This is a genomic window from Streptomyces venetus, from assembly GCF_039540295.1.
Taxonomy (GTDB): domain Bacteria; phylum Actinomycetota; class Actinomycetes; order Streptomycetales; family Streptomycetaceae; genus Streptomyces; species Streptomyces venetus.
Genome location: NZ_BAABET010000009.1, coordinates 214,264 through 236,025 on the forward strand (window position 1 = coordinate 214,264; position 21,762 = coordinate 236,025).

The 21,762-nt window shown below is 71.5% G+C and carries 21 protein-coding genes; 10 read left to right on the forward strand and 11 right to left on the reverse strand.

Translation table 11 applies throughout. The features are described from left to right. Positions 1-43 precede the first annotated feature (43 nt). Complete coding sequence (locus ABEA82_RS28370; RefSeq protein ID WP_345664523.1) at positions 44-1,237, reverse strand: argininosuccinate synthase; 1,194 nt, start codon at positions 1,235-1,237, stop codon at positions 44-46. Positions 1,238-1,454: 217 nt separating this feature from the next. Here ABEA82_RS28370 and ABEA82_RS28375 point away from each other — a divergent pair, with 217 nt between their 5' ends. The 6 genes from ABEA82_RS28375 to ABEA82_RS28400 all read left to right on the forward strand — a co-directional run bounded on the left by ABEA82_RS28375 (position 1,455) and on the right by ABEA82_RS28400 (position 7,239). Next, positions 1,455-2,393, forward strand: a complete 939-nt coding sequence (locus tag ABEA82_RS28375) for a hypothetical protein (RefSeq protein WP_345664524.1) — start codon at positions 1,455-1,457, stop codon at positions 2,391-2,393. 140 nt (positions 2,394-2,533) lie between these two features. Next, positions 2,534-3,121 carry a pyridoxamine 5'-phosphate oxidase family protein gene (locus ABEA82_RS28380; RefSeq protein WP_345664525.1) on the forward strand — a complete coding sequence of 196 codons (588 nt, stop codon included), beginning with the start codon at positions 2,534-2,536 and terminating at the stop codon, positions 3,119-3,121. A 3-nt stretch (positions 3,122-3,124) separates the two neighbouring features. Continuing rightward, complete coding sequence (locus tag ABEA82_RS28385) at positions 3,125-3,820, forward strand: L,D-transpeptidase family protein (RefSeq protein WP_345664526.1); 696 nt, start codon at positions 3,125-3,127, stop codon at positions 3,818-3,820. Between the two features lie 136 nt (positions 3,821-3,956). After that, positions 3,957-5,339 carry a ferredoxin reductase family protein gene (locus ABEA82_RS28390; RefSeq protein ID WP_345664527.1) on the forward strand — a complete coding sequence of 461 codons (1,383 nt, stop codon included), beginning with the start codon at positions 3,957-3,959 and terminating at the stop codon, positions 5,337-5,339. A 39-nt stretch (positions 5,340-5,378) separates the two neighbouring features. Continuing rightward, on the forward strand, positions 5,379-6,443 hold the full coding sequence (locus tag ABEA82_RS28395) for an FMN-binding protein (RefSeq protein WP_345664528.1): 1,065 nt from the start codon (positions 5,379-5,381) through the stop codon (positions 6,441-6,443). After that, complete coding sequence (locus tag ABEA82_RS28400; protein WP_345664529.1) at positions 6,436-7,239, forward strand: FAD:protein FMN transferase; 804 nt, start codon at positions 6,436-6,438, stop codon at positions 7,237-7,239. The genes ABEA82_RS28395 and ABEA82_RS28400 overlap by 8 nt, the downstream gene beginning before the upstream one ends. Before the next feature lie 206 nt (positions 7,240-7,445). Here ABEA82_RS28400 and ABEA82_RS28405 read toward each other — a convergent pair whose 3' ends face one another. From ABEA82_RS28405 to ABEA82_RS28430, 6 genes are all read right to left on the reverse strand, one after another. Continuing rightward, a complete protein-coding gene (locus ABEA82_RS28405; RefSeq protein WP_345664530.1) occupies positions 7,446-7,991 on the reverse strand; it encodes an arginine repressor in 546 nt (181 codons plus the stop codon). A 7-nt stretch (positions 7,992-7,998) separates the two neighbouring features. Beyond that, complete coding sequence (locus tag ABEA82_RS28410) at positions 7,999-9,243, reverse strand: acetylornithine transaminase (RefSeq protein ID WP_345664531.1); 1,245 nt, start codon at positions 9,241-9,243, stop codon at positions 7,999-8,001. Then, a complete protein-coding gene (gene argB / locus ABEA82_RS28415; protein WP_345664532.1) occupies positions 9,240-10,166 on the reverse strand; it encodes an acetylglutamate kinase in 927 nt (308 codons plus the stop codon). The genes ABEA82_RS28410 and argB overlap by 4 nt, the downstream gene beginning before the upstream one ends. Then, the gene (gene argJ / locus ABEA82_RS28420) at positions 10,163-11,314 is read right to left on the reverse strand and encodes a bifunctional glutamate N-acetyltransferase/amino-acid acetyltransferase ArgJ (RefSeq protein ID WP_345664533.1); all 1,152 of its coding nucleotides are present in this window, start codon (positions 11,312-11,314) and stop codon (positions 10,163-10,165) included. Before argJ ends, argB begins: the two co-directional genes overlap by 4 nt. Then, on the reverse strand, positions 11,311-12,339 hold the full coding sequence (gene argC, locus ABEA82_RS28425; RefSeq protein WP_345664534.1) for an N-acetyl-gamma-glutamyl-phosphate reductase: 1,029 nt from the start codon (positions 12,337-12,339) through the stop codon (positions 11,311-11,313). The genes argJ and argC overlap by 4 nt, the downstream gene beginning before the upstream one ends. A 154-nt stretch (positions 12,340-12,493) precedes the next feature. Further along, entirely contained in the window at positions 12,494-14,980 is a 2,487-nt protein-coding gene (locus tag ABEA82_RS28430) for an alpha-L-arabinofuranosidase C-terminal domain-containing protein (protein WP_345664535.1), read from the reverse strand. A gap of 137 nt (positions 14,981-15,117) precedes the next feature. Between ABEA82_RS28430 and ABEA82_RS28435 the strand changes: the two genes are divergently transcribed. Then, complete coding sequence (locus ABEA82_RS28435; protein ID WP_345664536.1) at positions 15,118-15,558, forward strand: DUF6314 family protein; 441 nt, start codon at positions 15,118-15,120, stop codon at positions 15,556-15,558. Here ABEA82_RS28435 and ABEA82_RS28440 read toward each other — a convergent pair. From ABEA82_RS28440 to ABEA82_RS28450, 3 genes are all read right to left on the reverse strand, one after another. Then, a complete protein-coding gene (locus ABEA82_RS28440) occupies positions 15,540-16,133 on the reverse strand; it encodes a histidine phosphatase family protein (RefSeq protein ID WP_345664537.1) in 594 nt (197 codons plus the stop codon). The genes ABEA82_RS28435 and ABEA82_RS28440 overlap by 19 nt on opposite strands. Positions 16,134-16,206: 73 nt before the next feature. Next, positions 16,207-16,647: a GNAT family N-acetyltransferase gene (locus ABEA82_RS28445; protein WP_345664538.1), complete on the reverse strand. Its 441-nt coding sequence runs from the start codon at positions 16,645-16,647 to the stop codon at positions 16,207-16,209. 39 nt (positions 16,648-16,686) lie between these two features. Next, positions 16,687-18,123: an aminotransferase-like domain-containing protein gene (locus ABEA82_RS28450; protein WP_345664539.1), complete on the reverse strand. Its 1,437-nt coding sequence runs from the start codon at positions 18,121-18,123 to the stop codon at positions 16,687-16,689. Between ABEA82_RS28450 and ABEA82_RS28455 the strand changes: the two genes are divergently transcribed. Further along, positions 18,122-19,039, forward strand: a complete 918-nt coding sequence (locus tag ABEA82_RS28455) for a DMT family transporter (protein WP_345664540.1) — start codon at positions 18,122-18,124, stop codon at positions 19,037-19,039. The genes ABEA82_RS28450 and ABEA82_RS28455 overlap by 2 nt on opposite strands. A 103-nt stretch (positions 19,040-19,142) precedes the next feature. After that, positions 19,143-19,343 carry a DUF1918 domain-containing protein gene (locus ABEA82_RS28460; RefSeq protein ID WP_010045242.1) on the forward strand — a complete coding sequence of 67 codons (201 nt, stop codon included), beginning with the start codon at positions 19,143-19,145 and terminating at the stop codon, positions 19,341-19,343. Here ABEA82_RS28460 and ABEA82_RS28465 read toward each other — a convergent pair. Continuing rightward, positions 19,330-20,583: a glycoside hydrolase family 10-like protein gene (locus tag ABEA82_RS28465; RefSeq protein WP_345664541.1), complete on the reverse strand. Its 1,254-nt coding sequence runs from the start codon at positions 20,581-20,583 to the stop codon at positions 19,330-19,332. The two genes, ABEA82_RS28460 and ABEA82_RS28465, sit on opposite strands and share 14 nt — an antisense overlap. A 180-nt stretch (positions 20,584-20,763) precedes the next feature. Here ABEA82_RS28465 and ABEA82_RS28470 point away from each other — a divergent pair, with 180 nt between their 5' ends. After that, complete coding sequence (locus ABEA82_RS28470) at positions 20,764-21,636, forward strand: 3-hydroxybutyryl-CoA dehydrogenase (protein ID WP_345664542.1); 873 nt, start codon at positions 20,764-20,766, stop codon at positions 21,634-21,636. Positions 21,637-21,762 lie beyond the last annotated feature (126 nt).

Below are 21,762 nucleotides of genomic sequence, written 5' to 3' on the forward strand. Positions count from 1 at the left end.
CCTCCCCGCCCGTGAACGGGAGAGGCGGCTCTCACGCTACTGCTTAAGAGAGGTCGCGCCGGGCCGCGATCTTCGACGCCAGGCTGTAGATGTCGATGAAGCCCTTGGCCGCGGACTGGTCGAAGGTGTCGCCGGTGTCGTAGGTCGCGAGATCGAAGTCGTACAGCGACTGCGCCGAGCGGCGTCCGGTGACCACGGCGCGGCCGCCGTGCAGCGTCATCCGGATGTCCCCGGTGACGTGCCGGCTGGCCTCGTCGACGAAGACGTCCAGGGCACGCTTGAGCGGGGAGAACCACTGGCCGTCGTAGACGAGCTCGCCCCAGCGCTGCTCGACCTGGCGCTTGTAGCGGGCGAGTTCCCGCTCGACGGTGACGCTCTCCAGCTCCTGGTGGGCGGTGATCAGGGCGATCGCGCCCGGAGCCTCGTACACCTCGCGCGACTTGATGCCGACGAGCCGGTCCTCGACCATGTCGATCCGGCCGACGCCCTGGGCACCGGCGCGCTCGTTGAGCTCCTGGATGGCCTGGAGGACGGTGACGGGCCTGCCGTCGAGGGCGACCGGGACGCCCTGCTCGAAGGTGATGACCACCTCGTCGGCCTCACGCGCGAGGGCCGGGTTCTCGGTGTACTCGTAGAGGTCCTCGACCGGCGCGTTCCAGATGTCCTCCAGGAAGCCGGTCTCGACGGCCCGGCCGAAGACGTTCTGGTCGATGGAGTACGGCGACTTCTTGGTGGTCGCGATCGGCAGGCCCTTCTCCTCGCAGAAGGCGATGGCCTTGTCGCGCGTCATGGCGTAGTCGCGGACCGGGGCGATGCACTTCAGGTCGGGAGCGAGGGCCACGATGCCGGCCTCGAAGCGGACCTGGTCGTTGCCCTTGCCGGTGCAGCCGTGGGCGACCGTGCCGGCGCCGTGCTTCCGGGCCGCGGCGACCAGGTGCTTGACGATCGTCGGCCGGGAGAGGGCGGAGACGAGCGGGTAGCGGTCCATGTAGAGGGCGTTGGCCTTGATCGCCGGGAGGCAGTACTCCTCGGCGAACTCGTCCCTGGCGTCGGCCACCTCGGCCTCCACCGCGCCGCACGCGAGGGCGCGCTTGCGGATGACGTCCAGATCCTCGCCGCCCTGGCCGACGTCCACCGCTACCGCGATGACCTCGGCGCCCGTCTCCTCGGCGATCCAGCCGATGGCGACGGAGGTGTCAAGACCGCCTGAGTAGGCGAGTACGACGCGCTCGGTCACGGGTTCTTCTCCTCATACTGCGATCACTGACATGCATGATTATGCAGAGGTCCGCATGATTCGTCAATCAGTCTCGGTTTCGAGAGCCTGATTCCGGCCACGCCGAGAAGAATTTGAAGATCCCTTGAACGCGGGAAACCGCTTACCCGTACCTCTCGCCGAACGCAGGCGCCGCGTCGAACACCCACGACCCACCGACCCCTAGTGAGGCACCCCCATGTCCAGGGCTCTTCCGAAGTACAACAAGCGTCGCGTCACGTTCATCGGCGGCGCCGCCGCGGTGGCGCTGTCCGGCACGGTCATCGCCGGCTTCGCCCTCGCCGGGGAGACGCCCGAGAGCGGTGGGACGAACGCCCGGACCCTGGCCGGTCCCGGCACCATCTCGTGCCCGGACGTCACCGGCCAGCTGCCGGAGGTCCCCGCCTCGGCGAAGGCGGAGGTCGACCGGAACCTCGCCGATCTGAACACCCAGATCCAGGAGGCCAACAAGCGCCTCGTCGACACCGTCGGCCAGGGCGGCCCCAACTTCGTCCAGAACGCCATCCTCGGCCCCCTGGAGGACAAGCGTGTCGCGGCCCTGAACCGCATCGAGACCGCCATCGGGCGGGCGGCCGAGAAGCCGGAGGGCCTCGAGGCCTTCGCCGCCTGCCAGCTCAACGCCGACGGCGGAGCCGGAGCGGGCGACGCCGCGGGTGGCGAGGCGGGCGCCGGCGCGGAGGCCGGAGCCGGAGCGGGCGCCGAGGCCGGAGCGGGCGCCGAAGCAGGTGCCGGAGCCGAAGCCGGAGCGGGCGAGGAAGCCGGGGCGGGCGCCGGCGAGGACGCGGGTGCCGGTGCCGGTGCGGGTGAGGCGGGGAACGCCGCGGCCGGCACGATCACCTGCCCGGACGTCGCCTCCCAGCTGCCCGCCGTCCCGGCCTCCGCCCAGGCCGAGGTCGACCGCAACCTGGCGCTGCTGGACACGCAGATCGCGGAGGCCAACAAGCGGCTCGTCGACACCGTCGGCCAGGGCGGCCCCAACTTCGTCCAGAACGCCATCCTCGGCCCCCTGGAGGACAAGCGGATCTCCACCGTCAACCGCATCGCCACGGCCATCGGCCGCACCGCCGAGAAGCCTGCCGGCCTGGACTCCCTGGCTGCCTGCACCCTCAACAAGTGAGGTGACAGGCGCCGTGGCCGCCCCGTGTGAGCGCCGGCCGGGGCGGCCACGGACAGGGACCTGGGCGCGGGATCCGGCAGAGGTGACCGGATCCCGCAATTCCTTAGACGGTCGAACGACCTGGGCACATAATCACGTGCATGGGAAAGACTCATGAGGGCATAGACGGCCGGCTCCGCTCGTTCATCGAGGCGCAGCCGGTCTTCTTCACCGCCACCGCTCCGCTGTCCGCCGACGGCACGGTCAACCTGTCCCCCAAGGGGCTCAAGGGCTCCTTCGCGGTGCTGGACGAGCACACGGTGGCCTACCTCGACTTCGCCGGCTCCAACGCCGAGACCATCGCCCACCTGCGGGAGAACGGGCGGATCACCCTGATGTGGTGTGCCTTCCAGGGCCCGCCGAACATCGTCCGGGTGCACGGCCGCGGCGAGCCGGTCTTCCGCGACGACGCCCGTTTCGCTGAACTGCTCACCCACTTCCCCGACATCGACCCGACGCAGCACGGCCTGCGCGCCGTCATCGTCGTCACCGCCGAACTCGTCCGCGACACCTGCGGCTACGCGGTGCCCTACATGGCGTACGAGGCGGACCGCGATCTGCACGGCAGGCGTTTCGCCCGCGAGGACGACGCCTCGCTCAGCGCCTACTTCACCAAGAAGGAGCACATCGCGACCAGCATGGACGGACTCCCCGGGCTGCCGTTGCCGCTGCCGCCCTCTACGGTCTGAGGCATGCGCCCCGGTGCCGTCGCCCTCGCCGTCTCCTCCCTCGTCGCGCTCGGCGCCGGGCCGCCCGCCCCCGCGCCGCTGCCGGCCCGGATGGCGGACACCGGCGGCGGCACCCAGCTGATCACCGCGGTGGCCCCGAAGACGGCCTCGACGAGAGGCACCGTCACCTGGTGGGAGCGCAGGGGCGGGCGGTGGGTGGAGGCGGGGTCCGCGCCCGCCCGCTTCGGGGCGAAGGGACTCGTCCGGGGCACCTCCCGCCGACAGGGCACGGACACGACACCGACGGGCCTGTACGACCTGCCGTTCGCCTTCGGCATCGACGCGGCACCGCGCGGGACGGCGTTCCCCTACCGCCGGGTGCGCCGGGACTCCTGGTGGTGCCAGGACAACGCCTCCCGCTCCTACAACCGGTGGACCGAGCCCCGCGCGGCCGACTGCCGGGCCGCCGAGTCCGAGCACCTGATCAGCTACGGAAAGCGGTACGCGCACGCCCTCGTCGTCGGCTTCAACTACGAGCGCCCGGTGCGCGAGCGCGGGGCCGGCATCTTCCTGCACGTCAACGGGCGCGGGGCGACGGCCGGTTGCGTGTCCGTGCCGAAGGACGCGATGCGGCGGATCCTGACCTGGGCCGACCCGGCGAAGCACCCTCACATCGCGGTCGGCACGACCCGCGGGGCCACGGCCGTCACCCGGTACTAGGACCGTGCGCCCGCCCGGCACAGCGGGCGTGTTACCTCCGGTCACTCCGGTCCGCACATGACTCGGCACCTGGCTGAACGCTCCCGTGTCCCGGCACGTATCTGTGGGCCAAGGGTCAAGTCCCCACGGAGGAACCGTGACCACCACGCTCGCAGGCGGACGTGCCGCCCGCCGCCAGACGATGCGCCGCATCCGCCCGCGCCGCTCCCCGGCCGTCCCGCTGCTGATCGCCGTGTGGGCGGGCGCGGCGGCCGTGCTGTGGCTGTGGTGGGACAACACACCGTCCCTCGCCGACAACACGAGCAAGATCCTGGCCGCGGGCCGGATCACCGGCCTGCTCGCCGGTTACCTCATGGCGCTGGTGGTGCTCCAGATGGCCCGGGTGCCCGCGCTGGAGCGGCGGGTGGGCACCGACCGGGTCGCGCGCTGGCACGCCATGACCGGCCGCTACACGCTCTGTCTGGTGCTGGCCCACGTCTTCCTCACCATGTGGGGCTACGCGCTCCAGGCGGGCAAGGGGCTCGGGGACATCGTCCAGCAGACGATCGACTCCATCAACCAGCTGCCGGACATGGGCAAGGCCGCCATCGGCACGGGCCTGCTGTTCCTCATCGGGATCCTCTCGATCGGCGGGGTGCGCCGCCTGATCGGGTACGACACCTGGTACCACGTGCACCTGCTCACCTACGCGTCGGTGTACATGACGTTCTGGCACCAGATCACCACCGGCAACGAGTTCGCCGTCGAGCCCGCCGCGAAGACCTTCTGGTACGGGCTGTACGGCGTGGTGACCGCACTGGTGCTCTGGTACCGGATCCTCACCCCGATCCGGCTGAACCTGCGGCACCGCATGCGGGTCGAGGCGGTCATCGAGGAGACCCCGGGGATCGTGTCCGTGCTGATCGGCGGGCGCAAGCTGCACCGGATGGGCGCGGAGGCCGGGCACTTCTTCCGCTGGCGGTTCAAGGCGCCGGGCATGCGCTTCAGCTCCCACCCGTACTCGCTGTCGGCGGCGCCCCGCCCGGACATGCTGCGGATCACGGTCAAGGCGATCGGTGACCACACCTCCCGGCTGCGCGAACTCGAACCCGGCACCAAGGTGTGGGCCGAGGGGCCGTACGGCGCGATGACCGCGCAGCGCCGCAGCCGTGGCAAGGTCCTGCTGGTCGCGGGCGGCGTCGGGATCACCCCGATGCGGGCCCTGTTCGAGACGCTGCCGGGCGCCACCGGTGACATCACCTTGCTCTACCGGGCCAACACCACCCAGGACCTGGCGCTGTGGGGCGAACTCGCCAAGATCTCCGACGAGCGCGGCGCCCGGCTGATGTACGCGGTCAACAGCCCGGACGGGGAACGCCCCGACATCTCCGCGGAGTCCCTCCAGCGGAAGATCCCGGACATCGACCAGCACGACGTCTTCATGTGCGGGCCGCCCGGCTTCGCGCAGTCGGTGTACGAGGCACTGCGCGGCGCGGGAGTCCCCGCCCGCCGTATCCATCACGAGTCGTTCGAGATGTGAGCGACGGGACATCAACGGCCCTTCAGGAGCTTGAGAACCATGAAGAAGAGTCACCCCGTCCGGCGTGCCGTGCTCGCCGGCGCAGCCACCGTCTCCGGAATCGTGCTGCTGCTGTCCATGAAGCCGGCCTCCGACCCGGGCAGCGCCCAGGCCGCGGGCGGTCAGCTCCCGCCGGCCGCCGCCGGGCAGGCACCGCAGGGCGGCGTGAACGGCGCGGTCACCGGTGACGCGCAGCAGACGCAGTACGGTCCGGTGCAGGTCCGCCTCACCATGAGCGGCGGCAAGATCACTCAGGCCGAGGCGGTCCAGGCCCCCAAGGGCGGACGCAGCGACCAGATCACCGCCAGTTCGGTGCCCCGCCTCAACCAGGCGGCGGTCGCCGCGCAGAGCGCGGAGATCGACGCCGTGTCCGGGGCGACGTACACCAGCGCCGGGTACAAGAAGTCCCTCCAGTCCGCCCTGGACAAGGCGAAGGCCTCGGCGGGCGCCTCGCAGGGCTCGGGCAACGCCCAGACCCTCACGGGCGACGTGGCGCAGACGCAGTACGGGCCCGTCCAGGTCCGTGTCACCGTCGCCGGCGGGAAGATCACCAAGGCCGAAGCCGTCCAGGCGCCCAAGGGCGGACGCAGCGACCAGATCACCGCCAGCTCCGTCCCCCGCCTCAACCAGGCGGCGGTCGCGGCGGGCACCGCGGACATCGACGCGGTCTCCGGAGCCACCTACACCAGCGCCGGCTACAAGAAGTCCCTCCAGTCCGCGCTGGACAAGGCCCCGGCAGGGGGCGGCGGCTCCGGCTCCGCACAGGGCGCCGGGTCGGGCAGCGGCGCCCAGGCCAAGACCGTCACGGGCAGTGTGGCGCAGACGCAGTACGGGCCCGTCCAGGTCCGTGTCACCGTCGCCGGCGGGAAGATCACCAAGGCCGAAGCCGTCCAGGCGCCCAAGGGCGGACGCAGCGACCAGATCACCTCCTCCTCCGTCCCCCGCCTCAACCAGGCGGCGGTCGCGGCGGGCACCGCGCAGATCGACGCGGTCTCGGGGGCGACGTACACCAGCGCGGGCTACAAGCAGTCGCTCCAGTCCGCACTGGACCAGGCCGGTGGCTGACACGGTGGCCGACTCCGCACAGGCTCCCGCCGCGGTGCGTCATGTGGAGGAGACGATGGGGACCGTCTTCTCGCTCGACGTCCGCGGCGGGGAACCGGCCGACGTACGCGCGGCGCTGGACGAGGTCGTCGCCGGACTGCACCGGGTCGACGAGGTGTTCAGCACGTACCGCGAGGACAGCCAGGTCTCGCGGCTCCAGCGCGGCGAACTGACCGTCGCGGAGTGTGACCCCGAGGTCGCCGAGGTGCTGGAGCTGGCCGCCGAGGCGGAGCGGCTGAGCGAGGGCTGGTTCAGCACGTCGTACCAGGGCCGCCTCGATCCGACCGGCATCGTCAAGGGCTGGGCGGTGGAGCGGGCGGCGCGGCGGCTGGCGGCGGTGCCCGGGGTGTGCGGGGTGAACGTCAACGGCGGCGGGGATGTGCAGGTGCTGGGGTCGCCGGGGGCGGGGCGGCCCTGGCGGGTGGGGGTGGCGGATCCGCTGCGGCCGGGTGGGCTCGCGGCGGTCGTCTCCGCGGCCGGTGCGGACGAGCTGTCCGTGGCCACGTCCGGGACCGCCGAGCGGGGTGCGCACATCGTCGATCCGCGTACGGGGCGGTCCGCTGTGACCGACCTGGTGGCCGTGACGGTGGTCGGGCCTCGGCTGACGTGGGTGGACTGCTGGGCCACGGCGGCGTTCGCGATGGGGTCGCGGGAGGGGCTCGCGTGGCTGGAGTCGCTGCCGGAGGTCGAGGCCTTACTCATCACCGGCGGTGACGAGGTGCGCTGCACCGGGGGGTTGGCTTCGCGGCTGGGCTGAGTGGGGGCTGGGGGCGGGTGGGTCCGCAACCCGGCGGAGCGGGGTGCCGCTGCGCCCACCCTCCCCCAAGCTCTCGGCTACGCTCGAGCAGGGGGGACCCCCATCGCCCCGAGCGGCACGACTGCCCGCAGCTCAGCGGGCCTGTCTTTCAGGGGCGCGGGGAACTGCGCGACCAGCCACAGCTCACCCGCACTCACCCACGAGCGTCAGTGCCCGTTCTGCGCCAACCTCAGCAGATGGTCGGCCAGCGCCTGCCCCCCGTCGGGCTCACGGCTGATCAGCAGCAACGTGTCGTCCCCGGCGATCGTCCCCAGGATGTCGTGCAGCTCGGCCTGGTCGATCGCCGAGGCCAGGAACTGCGCCGCCCCCGGCGGAGTACGCAGGACCACGAGATTCGCCGAAGCCTCCGCGGAGATCAGCAGCTCCTGCGACAGCCGCCGCATCCGCTCCTCCTTCGCCGACCCGCCCAGCGGCGCGCGCGGCGTGCGGAAACCGCCCTCGCTCGGCACCGCGTAGATCAGGTCGCCGTCGGCGTTGCGGATCTTCACCGCGTTCAGCTCGTCCAGGTCCCGGGAGAGCGTCGCCTGTGTGACGCTCAGCCCGTCGTCGGCGAGCAGCTTCGCCAGCTGGCTCTGCGACCGCACGGGCTGCCGGTTGAGGATGTCCACGATCCGGCGGTGGCGTGCGGTGCGGGTCTGCGGCACGGCGGGCCCGCCCGCCCCCGGCTGCTCGTGATCCTGCGCCTGGCTCATCGTCGTCTCATTCCCCGGATCGTCCGTCCCCGTAGGCTGCGTCGAGGACGCCGGGCAGCACCCGGAGGAAAGCGTCCACCTCGGCATCGGCGATGTTCAGCGGCGGCATGAGCCGTACGACATCGGGGGCGGGCGCGTTCACCAGGAGACCGGCGTCCTGAGCCGCCTGCTGCACCTGAGGCGCGAGCGGCTCGGTGAGCACGATACCCAGGAGGAGACCCGCGCCCCGGACGAAATCGATCAACTGGTGGCCGAGGCCCTCGATTCCGTCCCGCAGCTTCTCGCTCTGCCGCTTGACGTTCTCCAGCAGCCCCTCGTTCTCGATGGTGTCGAGGACGGCGAGCCCGGCGGCGCAGGCGACGGGGTTGCCGCCGAAGGTGGTGCCGTGGTGACCGGGCTGGAGCAGTTCGGCGGCCCGCCCGAAGGCGACGGTCGCGCCGAGCGGCAGTCCGCCGCCGAGCCCCTTGGCGAGGGTGACGACGTCGGGCAGCACGCCCTCGTGGGCCTGGTACTCGAACCAGTGACCGGTCCGGCCGACACCGGTCTGCACCTCGTCGAGGACGAGCAGCGCCCCGGTCGCGGCGGTGATCGCGCGGGCGGCCTTGAGGTAGCCGGCGGGCGGGACCACGGCCCCGTTCTCGCCCTGGACCGGCTCGATGACGACGAGGGCCGTCTCCTCGGTCACGGCGGCGGCCAGGGCCTGGGCGTCGCCGTACGGCACGTGGGTGACGTCGCCGGGCAGCGGCAGGAAGGGTTCCTGCTTGCCGGGCTGGCCGGTGAGCGCGAGGGCGCCCATGGTGCGGCCGTGGAAGCCGCCCTGGGTGGCGACCATGTGGCTCCGCCCGGTCAGCCGGCCGATCTTGAAGGCACCCTCGTTCGCCTCGGCGCCGGAGTTGCAGAAGTAGACCTTGCCGTCACGGCCGAAGAGCTGGAGCAGCCGTTCGGCGAGCGCGACCGGCGGCTCGGCGACGAACAGGTTGGAGACGTGTCCGAGGGAGGCGATCTGCCGGCTCACGGCCTCGACGATCGCCGGGTGGGCGTGGCCGAGCGCGTTGACCGCGATGCCGCCGACGAAGTCCAGGTACTGGTTGCCGTCGGCGTCCCACAGCTGCGTGCCCTCGCCGCGGACGAGCGGGAGCCTCGGGGTGCCGTAGTTGTTCATGAGCGCGCCCTGCCACCGCGCGGTCAGTTCCTTATTGCCCGTGACGTTGCCCGCCGCCTTGCCCGCGACGTTGTCCACGCCGTTGTTCACGACTCCCCCTGTTCGCCCGTTCCCCCGGGCTTCTCGTCGGGCACGACCATCGTGCCGATGCCTTCGTCGGTGAAGATCTCCAGCAGGATCGAGTGCTGGACCCGGCCGTCGATGACCCGGGCGGTGGTGACGCCGTTGCGTACGGCGTGCAGGCAGCCCTCCATCTTCGGCACCATGCCGGAGGACAGGTCCGGCAGCAGCCGCTCCAGCTCGGTGGCGGTGAGGCGGCTGATCACCTCGTCGCTGTTCGGCCAGTCCTCGTAGAGGCCCTCGACGTCAGTGAGGACCATGAGGGTTTCGGCGCCCAGCGCAGCAGCGAGTGCCGCAGCCGCCGTATCAGCATTGACGTTGTAGACATGTCCGTCGTCCTGGGAGCGGGCGATCGAGGAGACGACCGGGATGCGGCCGTCGGCGAGCAGGGCCTCGATCGCGCCCGTGTCGATCGCGGTGATCTCGCCGACCCGGCCGATGTCGACGAGTTCGCCGTCGATCTCGGGCTGGTGCTTGGTGGCGGAGATGGTGTGCGCGTCCTCGCCCGTGAGGCCGACGGCGAGCGGCCCGTGCTGGTTGAGCAGCCCGACCAGCTCGCGCTGCACCTGCCCGGCCAGCACCATCCGTACGACGTCCATGGCGTCCTCGGTGGTGACCCTGAGGCCCGCCTTGAACTCGCTGACGATGCCGTGCTGGTCGAGGGCGGCGCTGATCTGCGGACCTCCGCCGTGCACGACGACGGGCTTGAGCCCGGCGTGGTGCAGGAACACGACGTCCTGGGCGAAGGCGGCCTTCAGGTCCTCGTCGACCATGGCGTTGCCGCCGAACTTGATGACGACGGTCTTGCCGTTGTGCCGGACCAGCCAGGGCAGCGCCTCGATGAGGATCTGGGCCTTGGGGAGAGCGGTGTGCTTCCGCGTCGGACTGCTCATGAGGAGTAAGCGCTGTTCTCGTGGACGTAGTCGGCGGTGAGGTCGTTGGTCCAGATGGTGGCGGTCTCGGCGCCGGCGGCGAGGTCGGCGACGATGTGCACCTCGCGGTAGCGCATGTCGACCTTCTCGCGGTCCTCGCCCACGCCGCCGTTCTTGCAGACCCAGACGCCGTTGATGGCGACGTTCAGCCGGTCGGGCTCGAAGGCGGCGGAGGTGGTGCCGATGGCGGAGAGCACGCGGCCCCAGTTGGGGTCCTCGCCGTGGATGGCGCACTTGAGGAGGTTGTTGCGGGCGATGGAGCGGCCCACCTCGACGGCGTCGTCCTCGGTCGCGGCGTTGATCACCTCGACCTTGATGTCCTTGCTGGCGCCCTCGGCGTCCCGGATGAGCTGCTGGCCGAGGTCGTCGCAGACCTGCCGGACGGCCTCGGCGAACTCCGTGTACTCGGGGGTGACGCCGGCGGCGCCGGAGGCGAGCAGCAGCACGGTGTCGTTGGTGGACATGCAGCCGTCGGAGTCGACCCGGTCGAAGGTGGTGCGGGTGGCCGCCCGCAGGGCCTTGTCCAGTACGTCGTCGTCCAGGTCGGCGTCGGTGGTGAGGACGACGAGCATGGTGGCGAGGCCGGGGGCGAGCATGCCCGCGCCCTTGGCCATGCCGCCGACGGTCCAGCCGTCCTTGGTCACGACGGACGTCTTGTGGACGGTGTCGGTGGTCTTGATCGCGATGGCGGCCTTCTCGCCGCCGTGCTCGCTCAGTGACTCGGCGGCCTTCTCGACGCCCGGGAGCAGCTTGTCCATCGGGAGGAGGACGCCGATCAGGCCGGTCGAGCAGACGGCGACCTCGATGGCGCCCCGGCCGAGGACCTCGGCGACCTTCTCGGCCGTCGCGTGCGTGTCCTGGAAGCCCTTGGGTCCCGTGCAGGCGTTGGCGCCGCCGGAGTTGAGGACGACGGCGGACACCTGGCCGCTCTTCAGGACCTGCTCGGACCACAGGACCGGCGCGGCCTTCACACGGTTGGAGGTGAAGACGCCGGCGGCGGCGCGGCGGGGGCCGGTGTTGACCACGAGGGCCAGGTCGGGGTTGCCGTTCTCCTTGATCCCGGCGGCGATGCCCGCCGCCGTGAATCCCTTTGCTGCCGTCACACTCACGGCGCAACTCCGATCGTCGTCAGTCCCGTGGTCTCGTCGAGTCCCAGGGCGAGGTTCATGCTCTGCACGGCACCGCCGGCGGTGCCCTTGGTGAGGTTGTCGATGGCGCTGATCACGATGATCCGTCCGGCGGCCTCGTCGTACGCGACCTGCACCTGAACGGCGTTCGAACCGTAGACGGACGCCGTGGCGGGCCACTGGCCCTCGGGCAGCAGGTGCAGGAAGGGTTCGTCGGCGCAGGCCTTCTCGTAGACGGCGCGCAGGGACTCACCCGTGACGCCGTCCTTCGCGGACGCGCTGCACGTGGCGAGGATCCCGCGGGGCATCGGCGCGAGGGTCGGCGTGAAGGAGACGGAGACCGGCTCCCCCGCCGCCGCGCTGAGGTTCTGGGTGATCTCGGGCGTGTGCCGGTGCCCGCCGCCGACGCCGTACGGGGACATGGACCCCATGACCTCGCTGCCCAGCAGGTGGGGCTTGGGCGCCTTGCCCGCGCCGGACGTGCCGGAGGCGGCGACGATCACGGCCTCGGGCTCGGCGAGGCCCGCGGCGTACGCCGGGAAGAGGGCGAGCGAGACGGCGGTCGGGTAGCAACCGGGCACCGCGACACGCTTGGCCCCCTCCAGCGCGGCGCGGGCACGGGGAAGTTCGGGAAGGCCGTAGGGCCAGGTTCCGGCGTGCGGCGAGCCGTAGAACTTCTCCCAGGCGGAGGCGTCCGTGAGCCGGAAGTCGGCCCCCATGTCGATCACCAGCACGTCCGGTCCGAGCTGCTCGGCCACGGCGGCGGACTGCCCGTGCGGAAGGGCGAGGAAGACGACGTCGTGCCCGGCGAGCACCTCGGCGGTCGTCTCCTGGAGCACCCGGCCGGCCAGCGGCAGCAGATGCGGCTGGAGCGCGCCGAGCCGCTGTCCCGCGTTGGAGTTGCCGGTCAGGGCACCGATCTCGACCTCGGGGTGCGCCAGGAGCAGACGCAGCAGTTCCCCGCCCGCGTATCCACTCGCTCCGGCCACTGCCGCACGTACCGCCATGGAACCTCCTCCTTAGAGGGCATGACTATACGTTCCTCCGCACGTTTATGCAATTCCCGTTCAGGTGCTGTGCGGCGACTCGGGAGGCCCTGCTGCCAGTGACGCCCGCGGTGCGGGCCGCCGCCCGGGGGACGGCTGCCCGCACCGATGGGTCCTAGTTCTGCTTGATCCGCAGGAACGTCACGGAGTTCGCCGGGAAGGTGTAGGTGAACTTCCCGGCCACGCCCCGGAAGGTCGACGTCACCGGGGTCACCGGGGTGTCCGTCTCGGTGTTCACGGCGTCCTCGTCGGCGGCCAGCGTGGTGACGCGAGCCGTCGAGGCGACCTTCGCGCCGCCCAGGTCGACGGCGGTGCGGGCCTCGGCGGACTGGGCGTTGACGACCTTGACGATCAGGTCACCGGTCGTGGCGTCCTTGGTGACGACCTGGCGGAACGGCTCGGCCGGCTTGTCGTCGGAGAAGCTGCCCCACTCCTTGCCGTCGAGGTAGAGGGTGACCTGACGGCCGCGGACCTTGATGTCGATGTCGTAGGCGCGGCCCGTCTCGATCGACCCGGCCTTCGTCATCAGGGTGCCCTTGCCGCCGTCCACGGCCTGCTCGATCGCGGACTGGGTGTTGTTCCAGCCGCCCAGGTTCCACCAGTAGTAGTTGCCGGTGTCCTTGACGCCGAAGGCGACGAGGAAGCCCTCCTTGCCGGACTTCTTGGTGGCCTTCACATGCAGGTCGTAGTCCTTCCAGGCCGGGTCGCCCGCCGTGACCATGGTGTTCTCGGTCGTGGCGTCCGTCTGGACGTAACTCCCGTCCTGGATGGTCCAGCTGCCGCGGCCGCTGCCCGTCCACTTCGAGGCGTCACCGGAGAAGTCGTCGCTGAGCAGGGTCGAGCCGTCCGCCGAGGTGACCTTCACGTCGTCGTACGCGGCGCTGGTCGCCCACGTCGACAGGCCGACGGCGCCGGTGATCGGGCCGCTGACGTTCGGGGTGGTGGTGGCTTTCGAGGGGACCACGCGGTCGCCGACGTTGGTCATGAACAGCTTCTGGACCTCGTAGTTCGCCGAGTTCCAGGAGGCCCGGTTGTTGAACCAGATCATGTCCGGCCGCCACTGGACGTAGTCCTCGTTGGCGAGCAGCGGGGCGTACGAGGCGAGCTTGACGACGTCCGCGTTGCGCTCCAGGCCGGTCATGAAGGCGGCTTCGGAGAGGCCGTTCTTCCAGGCGTTGCCCTGCGAGGCGTACTCGCCGAGGAAGACCTTGGGACCCTTCCGGTCGTAGGAGTCGTAGCGGTCGTTGTTCTGGAGGAACCAGTTCGGGCTGTTGTAGTAGTGCTCGTCGACCATGTCGACCTTGGCATCGCGGTTGAGCTGCCAGGCGGTGTCGAAGGTCGAGCCGGCGTCGTCCGGGCCCGAGTTGGAGATGACGGTGATGTCGGGGTACTTCGCCTCGACGGCGGCCCGGAACTGCTGGAAGCGGGCGAAGAACTCCTTGGGGAGGTTCTCCTCGTTGCCGACCTCGATGTGGGTGAGGTGGAAGGGCTTGGGGTGGCCCATCCGCGCGCGGACCTTGCCCCAGGTGGAGGTCGCCGGACCGCCCGCGAACTCGATGAGGTCGAGGGTGTCCTGGATGTGCCGCTTGAGCAGCGCCTCGTCGTCGGTGGCCTTGTTCTGGCCGCAGCCGGTCACCAGGGCGGGGACGACGGGCAGCGGCATGGCGCCGATGTCCTCGGAGAGGCGGAAGTACTCGTAGTAGCCGAGGCCGTAGCTCTGGTTGTAGCCCCAGAAGTTGGCGTTGGTGGCGCGCTCCTCGACCGGGCCTACGGTGTCCTTCCACTGGTAGCTGCGCTTGCGCTGCCAGCCGCTCGCCTCGCTGTAGTCCTCCATGGAGCCGGTGTTGACCAGGCAGCCGCCCGGGAAGCGCACGAATCCCGGCTTCAGCGCGGCGATCTTCTCGGCGAGGTCCTTGCGCAGGCCGTTCGGCTGGTTCTTGTAGGTGTCGCGCGGGAACAGCGACACCATGTCGAGCGCGGCGGCGTTCGTGGAGGCCACGGCGAGGCGGCCGCGGTTGCTGGTGCGGGTGGCGGTGAAGGTGGCCTTGTACGTGGCCCAGCCGCCCTTCACGGCGACCTGGCGGGCGGTCGCCAGCGTTCCCGCCGTGTCCTTCAGGGTGACGGTCAGCGTGCTGCCGCCCTGGGCGCGGGCCCAGACGGAGAAGTCGTACTTCTTGCCCTGCTCGACCCGGATGCCGGTGTTGTAGCCGGCGTTGGTGACGGACGAACCGGCGCCCAGGGAGAGGTAGTTGCGGTTGCGCTCGTTGAGCCGGCCGGAGTCGTCCACGACCTGGGCCGTGCCGCCGACCGTCCAGGAGGTCAGGGGCGTGTAGGAGCCGTTGTCGGCGGTGGAGTATTCAAAGGAACGGTTCTGCACGAGCTCGGCGTACAGACCGCCGTCGGCGGCCCGGTTGATGTCCTCGAAGAAGACGCCGTACATGGTGTCGTCGATCTTCGCGCCCCTGGCGGACGACGGGTCGACGGTGATCGCGTAGTCGGTGACGTCCTCGGCGTGCGCGGGGGCCGGTACGAGGGCTGCCGCCGTCAGGAGAGCGGTGGTCGTGAGACCGATTCTCCATCGGGTGCGGGCGGTGCGTGGCATGGATACTCCGCGGCTCTCTGGTAGAGGAGTGTTCGAAATATCAGACATTGATCAGCACTTCGAACGGCAAGATAGGGAGGGGGATCAAGCGCGTCAATGGGTCGCGCAGCAACTGCTGGGACGGAGAGCGGGGCAGGATGGGCGAGTTCTGGCCAGTGCCGGACGTACTGGCGTATCTGGCCGGGCGCTGGAGGGTGGCGCGGTCGGTACGGGATCTCGCGAGCGGCGAGGAGGGGCGGTTCACCGGCACCACCGGCTTCGGCGCGCTGGACGACGGCGGGCTGCTCCACCACGAGTCCGGCACCTTCGTCTGGCGGGGCGTCGCCCGTCCGGCCGAGCGGACGCTGCGGTTCCTGCCGGGGCCGGGCGGCACGGCCGACGTGCGGTTCGCGGACGGGCGGCCGTTCCACGACCTGGACCTGACCTCCGGCCGGCACATCGCCGACCACCCCTGCTCCGCGGACGTCTACCGCGGCGAGTTCACCGTCCGCGACGCGGACCACTGGCGGACGGTGTGGCGCGTGCGCGGCCCGGCCAAGGACCTGGTGCTGCGCACCGACTACGCGCGCGAAGGCTGAGCGGACACCCCGTCGAAGCGCAGGTTCCAGCGCCCCGCCCGGCCCGTCACGGCGGTCGTCGACAGCGGACGGACGTCGATGTTCCAGTACGTCGAGGGCGGTGCCTTCAGCGCGTACACCAGAGCGGCTCGGATCACGGACGGCTCGGCCACGGCCACCAGCCGGCAGCCGTCCTCGACGGGCCGGGTGTCGAGCCAGCCGCCGACCCGCGTGATGAAGTCCACCAGCGACTCCCCGCCGTGCGGTGTGGCGCGCGGGTCGGCGAGCCAGGTGTCCACGGCCTCGGGCTCCCTGGCCATCGCCTCGCCCAGGGTGAGGCCCCGCCACCGGCCCATGTCACAGTCCCGCAGCCCGAGCTGCACGAGCGGCGCGTATCCGAGCCCCTCCCCCGTCGCCCGGCTGCGCGGCGTCGGCGAGCAGTACCGCAGCTCGGCGGCGGCGAGCGGCAGCAGCTCGTGGGCGACACGCTCCACCTCGCCCCAGCCGGCCTGGTCCAGCGGCCGGTCGTCCTCGAAACGCTCGGCGAGCAGCGGGGAGCTGCGGGCGGCGGCGACGAACGTGACCCTCAGTGGCATGCGGGGATGGTGCGTCCCGCAAGTGCCCAGGTCAAGAGGTGTTACCTGGGAGTTACCCAGGGTGCGTCCGCCCTCACTGGTCGAAGATGAGTGCCATCCAGTGCTCGGGGACCTCCAGCCCGGCGAACCCGAGCTTCTCGTAGACGCCGTGCGCGTCGTGGGTGGCGAGCAGGACCCGGCGCACCCCGTACCGCCGCAGCTCGTCCCGTACGGCCGTCAGGAACGCGGCGCCGAGGCCCTTGCCGCGCACCGACGGGTCGACGTACACGTCGCACAGCCAGGCGAAGGTCGCCCGGTCGGTGATGACCCGGGCGTACGCGACCTGCGTCCCCGGGCCCGTCTCGTACACGCCGAAGTTGAGCGAGCCCTCGATCGCCCGGTCCTGCTTCTCGCGGGTGCGGCCCAGTGCCCAGTACGCGTCGGTGGACAGCCAGTGGTGGACCCGTGCGGCGTCGATACGGCCGGGGTCGGTGGAGATCTCGTAGCCCTCGGGCAGGCTCGGCGTGTCGGTCATGACGGGATGCTGCCAGGTCGCCCGGCACGCGTCGAACGCTTATCCCAGGACCTCGTCGCAGGCCGCGCGCAGCCGCCGTACCCCCTCGGCGATCTCCCCGGTGCCCGCGACGGCGGCGAAGCTCAGCCGGAGGTGCGGGGCCGGCGGCTCGGCGCTGAAGTAGGGGCGGCCGGGGGCGAGGGCGACGCCGGCCCGCAGGGCGGCCGCCACCAGAGCCGACTCGTCCGTCCCGTCGGGCAGACGAGGCCACAGGTGGTAGCCACCGGACGGGACGTGCGGCAGGGCGAGTTCCGGAAGGTGCAGCGCGAGCGCTCCGGTCATCGCGTCCCGGCGCGCCTTCAACTCGGCGGACACGGCCCGCAGGTGGCGTGGCCAGGCGGGCGAGCCGACGAGTTCGAGCGCTGCCTCCTGCAGGGGCCGGGGCACGAAGAAGGTGTCGACGACCTGGATCGCGCGCAGCCGTTCCAGGACCGGACCGCGCGCCGCCAGGGCGCTCACCCGGAAGCTCGGCGAGGTCGCCTTGGTCAGCGAGCAGACGTGCACGACGACGCCGTCGGGGTCGTCGGCGGCCAGCGGGCGCGGCAGCGGCCCGGCGTCCTCGTGCACGAGCCGCCGCACGAAGTCGTCCTCGACGACGAACGCGCCCGCCTCACGGGCGATGCGCAGCACCTCGTGGCGCCGCTCGGGCGCGAGCACGGCACCGGTGGGGTTCTGGAAGAGCGGCTGGCAGACGAAGGCCGGGGCGCCGCTGGCCCGGAACGCGTCGGCGAGCAGCGCGGGCTTCACACCGTCCGCGTCCACCGGTACGGGCACCGGGCGCAGGCCCGCGGCACGGGCGATGGCGAGCATGCCGGGGTAGGTCGGCGACTCGACGAGGACGGGGGCCCCGGGCGGGGCGAGGGCGCGCAGGGCGGTGGTGAGCGCGGACTGCCCGCCCGCGGTGACCAGCACCTCGGCTGCCGTGAAGGCCCCGCCGATGCCCCGCGCGAACCACTCGCGCAGTTCCGGCAGTCCCTCCATGGGCGGGCGTCCCCACGCTCCGGGACGGCGTCCGGCACGCGAGAGGGCGGCGGCCATCGCCCGCTCCGGCTGCAACGACGGGTGCAGATAGCCGCCGTTGAACTCGATCACGCCGGGCGGCGGGGCGGCCAGCGAGACCAGCACCCCGGAGGCGTCCACCGAGCGCGGTACGAGATCGGCGGCGCCGTCCGCGCTGAGCGCGACCTCCTGCCAGGAGGTGTCCCCGGCGGGGGCAGGGGCCGTCCGGGTCCGCGCCCGGAAGGCGCCCGCGCCGGGCCGGGTGACCACCAGTCCCTCGGCGGCGAGCTGGGCCAGTGCCCGCGACACGGTCACCGGGCTCACGCGGAACCGCTCGACGAGGGCCCGACTCGACGGCAGCTTTCCACCGGGTGAGTAGCGGTCGAGCTCGTCCCGCAGTCGTTCCGCCAGTTCACCGACGCTGCTACGCTCGTGCATGAGAGCACAGAGTAGCGCTACTGCCGCACCACGGATAGCAGTCGCCGGCGCCCCGGACCGCCCCGGCCTCGGCACCCTCCAGGCCGCCCTCGGCGTCGTCGCCTTCTCCCTCACGTTCCCGGCCACCGCCTGGGGACTGGAGGGATTCGGGCCCTGGTCGCTGGTCGCCGTGCGGAGCGTGCTGGCCGCGGTGATCGCGGGCGGCTGTCTGCTCGCCCTTCGCGTCCCGCTGCCCGCCCGCCGGCACTGGCCGGGCCTCGCGGTCGTCGGGGCCGGTGTCGTGCTCGGCTTCCCGCTGCTGACCACGCTGGCGCTGCGGACCTCCACCACCGCGCACGCCGCCGTGGTGGTCGGACTGCTCCCCCTCACCACCGCGCTCTTCTCCGCCCTGCGGGTCGGCACCCGCCCCTCGCGCACCTTCTGGATCGCGGCGCTCGCCGGAGCGGCGGCGGTGCTGGCCTTCACCGTGCAGCAGAGCGGCGGAGCTCTGAGCACGGCCGACGTGTACCTGTTCGCGGCACTGCTGGTGTGCGCGGCCGGCTACACCGAGGGCGGCCGGCTGGCCCGGGTCATGCCGGGCTGGCAGGTCATCGGCTGGGCACTGGCGCTGTGCCTGCCACTGACCGTGCCCGCCGCCGCCCTGGCACTGGCGCACGAGCCCGTACGGCTCACCGCGCACAGTGTCACCGGGCTGCTGTGGGTCGCGGCGGGCTCGCAGTTCCTCGGTCTCGTCGTCTGGTACCGGGGCATGGCGGCGATCGGCATCCCGAAGGCCAGCCAGTTGCAGCTCGCCCAGCCCCTCCTCACACTGGTGTGGTCGGTGCTGCTGCTGGGCGAGCATCTGACGGTGGCCGCCCCACTGACGGCCGCGGCGGTGCTGGTCTGCATCGCCGTCACCCAGCGGGCGCGCGGCTGAGCCAGACGGCGCACGGCCCCTGCCGACCCGCGCCCCCCGCCGTAGACTCGTGGCCACGGACCGCTCCGCACCTCGTGACCAGCCCATCGTGAGGAGGCCCCAGATGCGCGCAACCGTGGGCGACCAGCTTGTCCAGCACGGCAGGGTGGTCGGTCAGCACGACAAGGTCGGTGAGATCGTCGAAGTGCTGGGACAGGAGGGCAACCCCCCGTACCGTGTCCGGTTCGAGGACGGGCACGAGGGCGTCTGCTCGCCGGGGCCCGACACCGAGATCCGGCACCGGGAGACCACTACCGGGCCGTGACCCGGCGCGGGGGCGGCGCCGGCTGCCCGTAGTGGTCGGCGACGACCCGCGCCATGGCCCCGATACGATCGGCCGCCATGTCCTTGGCGGCGAAGAAGACGTGCCCGCGCACCTGTGCGTGACGCCCGGCCAGCGTCAGGTGCCGGGACAACTCGGCCGGATCCTGCCAGGCCGCGGGCTGGGCCGGGTCACCCGCCTTGTACAGCGCCTCTCCCACGTAGAGCTGTGTCGAGCTGCCGCGCGCGACCTCCGCCCACCACGGCACGAGCTTCGCGTAGTCGGCGGCGGCGAAGCCGATGTTCCAGTACAGCTGCGGGACGATGTAGTCGATCCAGCTCTCGCGCACCCACTTGCGGGTGTCCGCGTGCAGGTCGTCGTACGTCTGCACACCCGCCCGGGTGTCCGAGCCCTGCGGGTCGGTGGCGGCGTTGCGCCACACGCCGAAGGGGCTGATGCCGAAGCGGACGCCGGGCCGGATCTGCTTGATGCGGTCGGCCGTCTCGCGCACCAGCTTGTCGATGTTGTCCCGCCGCCAGGCGGCCCGGTTCGGGAAGCCGGCGCCGTACTCGCGGTAGGCCGCGTCGTCGTCGAAGGTCTGGCCGGCCACCGGGTACGGATAGAAGTAGTCGTCGAAGTGGACGCCGTCCAAGGGGTACTTGGCCACCGCGTCGAGCATCGCGTGCTGCACGAAGGCCCGGACTTCCGGCAGCCCCGGGTCGTAGTAGAGCTTCCCGCCGTACGTGACCACCCAGTCCGGGTTCGTCCGGGCGGGGTGGCCGGCGGCGAGCCGGGTCGGGTCGGCGTGGGTGGCGACCCGGTACGGGTTGAACCAGGCGTGCAGCTTCAGTCCGCGGGCGTGGGCCTGCTCGACGGCCGTGCCCAGCGGGTCCCAGCCGGGGTCCTTGCCCTGGGTGCCGGTGAGGTACTGCGACCACGGCTCGTACGGCGAGGGCCACAGGGCGTCCGCCGTCGGCCTGACCTGGAAGATCACGGTGTTGAGCCGGTCGCGGACCGCCCTGTCGAGGTGGGCGGTCAGCTCGGCGCGCTGCTGCGCGGCGGTCAGCCCCGGCTTCGACGGCCAGTCGCGGTTGGCCACGGTGGCCAGCCACACGCCCCGCATCGCGGAGGCGGCCTTGCCGCCCGACTTGCCGTTCCCCTCGGGCGCGGCCGACGCCGAAGGCACCATCGTGAAAGCCGACAGCGCCGCCACCGCGAACGCCCTGCGTGACACTCGTCCCATCCGCATGCCCCAAACAGCCGCGGATCCGCCCCGTCGCGGATCGCTCCGGAGTCAGCATGCCCGAAGCGGACCCGCCCCCCTCGATCGATCATCGATACTTGGGAGTAACGTGCACGAACGGAGCAGGCGCCGGGACCCGGAGCACCTGCCCAGAAGTGGATCAGCAGCGAAAGGGACGATGTGACGGACATCCCAGCGGGAGACATTGCACGCGTCGGAGTCGTGGGCTGCGGTCAGATGGGCGCGGGGATCGCCGAGGTGTGCGCCCGGGCCGGTCTGGACGTCATGGTCGCCGAGACCACCGGCGAGGCCCTGGAGATCGGCCGGACCCGGCTGTTCAGCTCCCTGGCCAAGGCGGCGGAGCGCGGCAAGATCACCGAGGAGGAGCACGAGGCCACCCAGGCCCGGCTGAACTTCACCACGGACCTCGGCGAGTTCGCCGACCGGGACCTCGTGATCGAGGCCGTCGTCGAGAACGAGCAGGTCAAGACGGAGATCTTCCAGGTGCTCGACCAGGTCGTCACCCGGCCCGACGCCATCCTGGCCTCCAACACCTCCTCCATCCCGCTGGTGAAGCTGGCGGTGGCGACCTCGCGGCCCGACCAGGTCATCGGCATCCACTTCTTCAACCCGGCGCCGGTGCAGAACCTCGTGGAGCTGATCCCGGCTCTCACCACGTCCGAGGGCACCCTCAGCCGGGCCCAGCTGTTCACCGAGAAGGTGCTGGGCAAGCACGCGATCCGCGCCCAGGACCGGTCCGGCTTCGTCGTGAACGCGCTGCTGATCCCCTACCTGCTCTCCGCGATCCGCATGTTCGAGACGGGCATCGCCAGCCGTGAGGACATCGACAACGGCATGGAGATGGGGTGCGCCCACCCGATGGGCCCGCTGAAACTCTCCGACCTCATCGGCCTGGACACGGTCGCCTCGGTCGCCCAGTCGATGTACGAGGAGTACAAGGAGCCCCTGTACGCCGCTCCCCCGCTCCTCCAGCGCATGGTCGACGCGGGTCGCCTGGGCCGCAAGACGGGGTCCGGCTTCTACTCGTACTGACCCACGGGGGCCACAGCTCGACGCCTGTGGCCCCGGGTACTCCCGAGGCTGATTACAGACGGTCAAATTTCGGCCAACCAGCGGGCCCGGCACCGGAATGGGTGCCGGGCCCGTGGCATTCACACA

Coding starts and splice junctions, on each gene's coding strand:
- ABEA82_RS28385 (WP_345664526.1), top strand. CDS start 3,125: ATGCGCCCCGGTGCCGTCGCCCTCGCCGTCTCCTCCCTCGTCGCGCTC.
- ABEA82_RS28375 (WP_345664524.1), top strand. CDS start 1,455: ATGTCCAGGGCTCTTCCGAAGTACAACAAGCGTCGCGTCACGTTCATC.
- argB (WP_345664532.1), bottom strand. CDS start 10,166: ATGAGCAGTCCGACGCGGAAGCACACCGCTCTCCCCAAGGCCCAGATC.
- ABEA82_RS28430 (WP_345664535.1), bottom strand. CDS start 14,980: ATGCCACGCACCGCCCGCACCCGATGGAGAATCGGTCTCACGACCACC.
- ABEA82_RS28405 (WP_345664530.1), bottom strand. CDS start 7,991: ATGAGCCAGGCGCAGGATCACGAGCAGCCGGGGGCGGGCGGGCCCGCC.
- ABEA82_RS28440 (WP_345664537.1), bottom strand. CDS start 16,133: ATGCCACTGAGGGTCACGTTCGTCGCCGCCGCCCGCAGCTCCCCGCTG.
- ABEA82_RS28435 (WP_345664536.1), top strand. CDS start 15,118: ATGGGCGAGTTCTGGCCAGTGCCGGACGTACTGGCGTATCTGGCCGGG.
- ABEA82_RS28395 (WP_345664528.1), top strand. CDS start 5,379: ATGAAGAAGAGTCACCCCGTCCGGCGTGCCGTGCTCGCCGGCGCAGCC.
- ABEA82_RS28460 (WP_010045242.1), top strand. CDS start 19,143: ATGCGCGCAACCGTGGGCGACCAGCTTGTCCAGCACGGCAGGGTGGTC.
- argC (WP_345664534.1), bottom strand. CDS start 12,339: ATGGCGGTACGTGCGGCAGTGGCCGGAGCGAGTGGATACGCGGGCGGG.
- ABEA82_RS28455 (WP_345664540.1), top strand. CDS start 18,122: ATGAGAGCACAGAGTAGCGCTACTGCCGCACCACGGATAGCAGTCGCC.
- ABEA82_RS28445 (WP_345664538.1), bottom strand. CDS start 16,647: ATGACCGACACGCCGAGCCTGCCCGAGGGCTACGAGATCTCCACCGAC.
- ABEA82_RS28380 (WP_345664525.1), top strand. CDS start 2,534: ATGGGAAAGACTCATGAGGGCATAGACGGCCGGCTCCGCTCGTTCATC.
- ABEA82_RS28450 (WP_345664539.1), bottom strand. CDS start 18,123: ATGCACGAGCGTAGCAGCGTCGGTGAACTGGCGGAACGACTGCGGGAC.
- ABEA82_RS28465 (WP_345664541.1), bottom strand. CDS start 20,583: ATGGGACGAGTGTCACGCAGGGCGTTCGCGGTGGCGGCGCTGTCGGCT.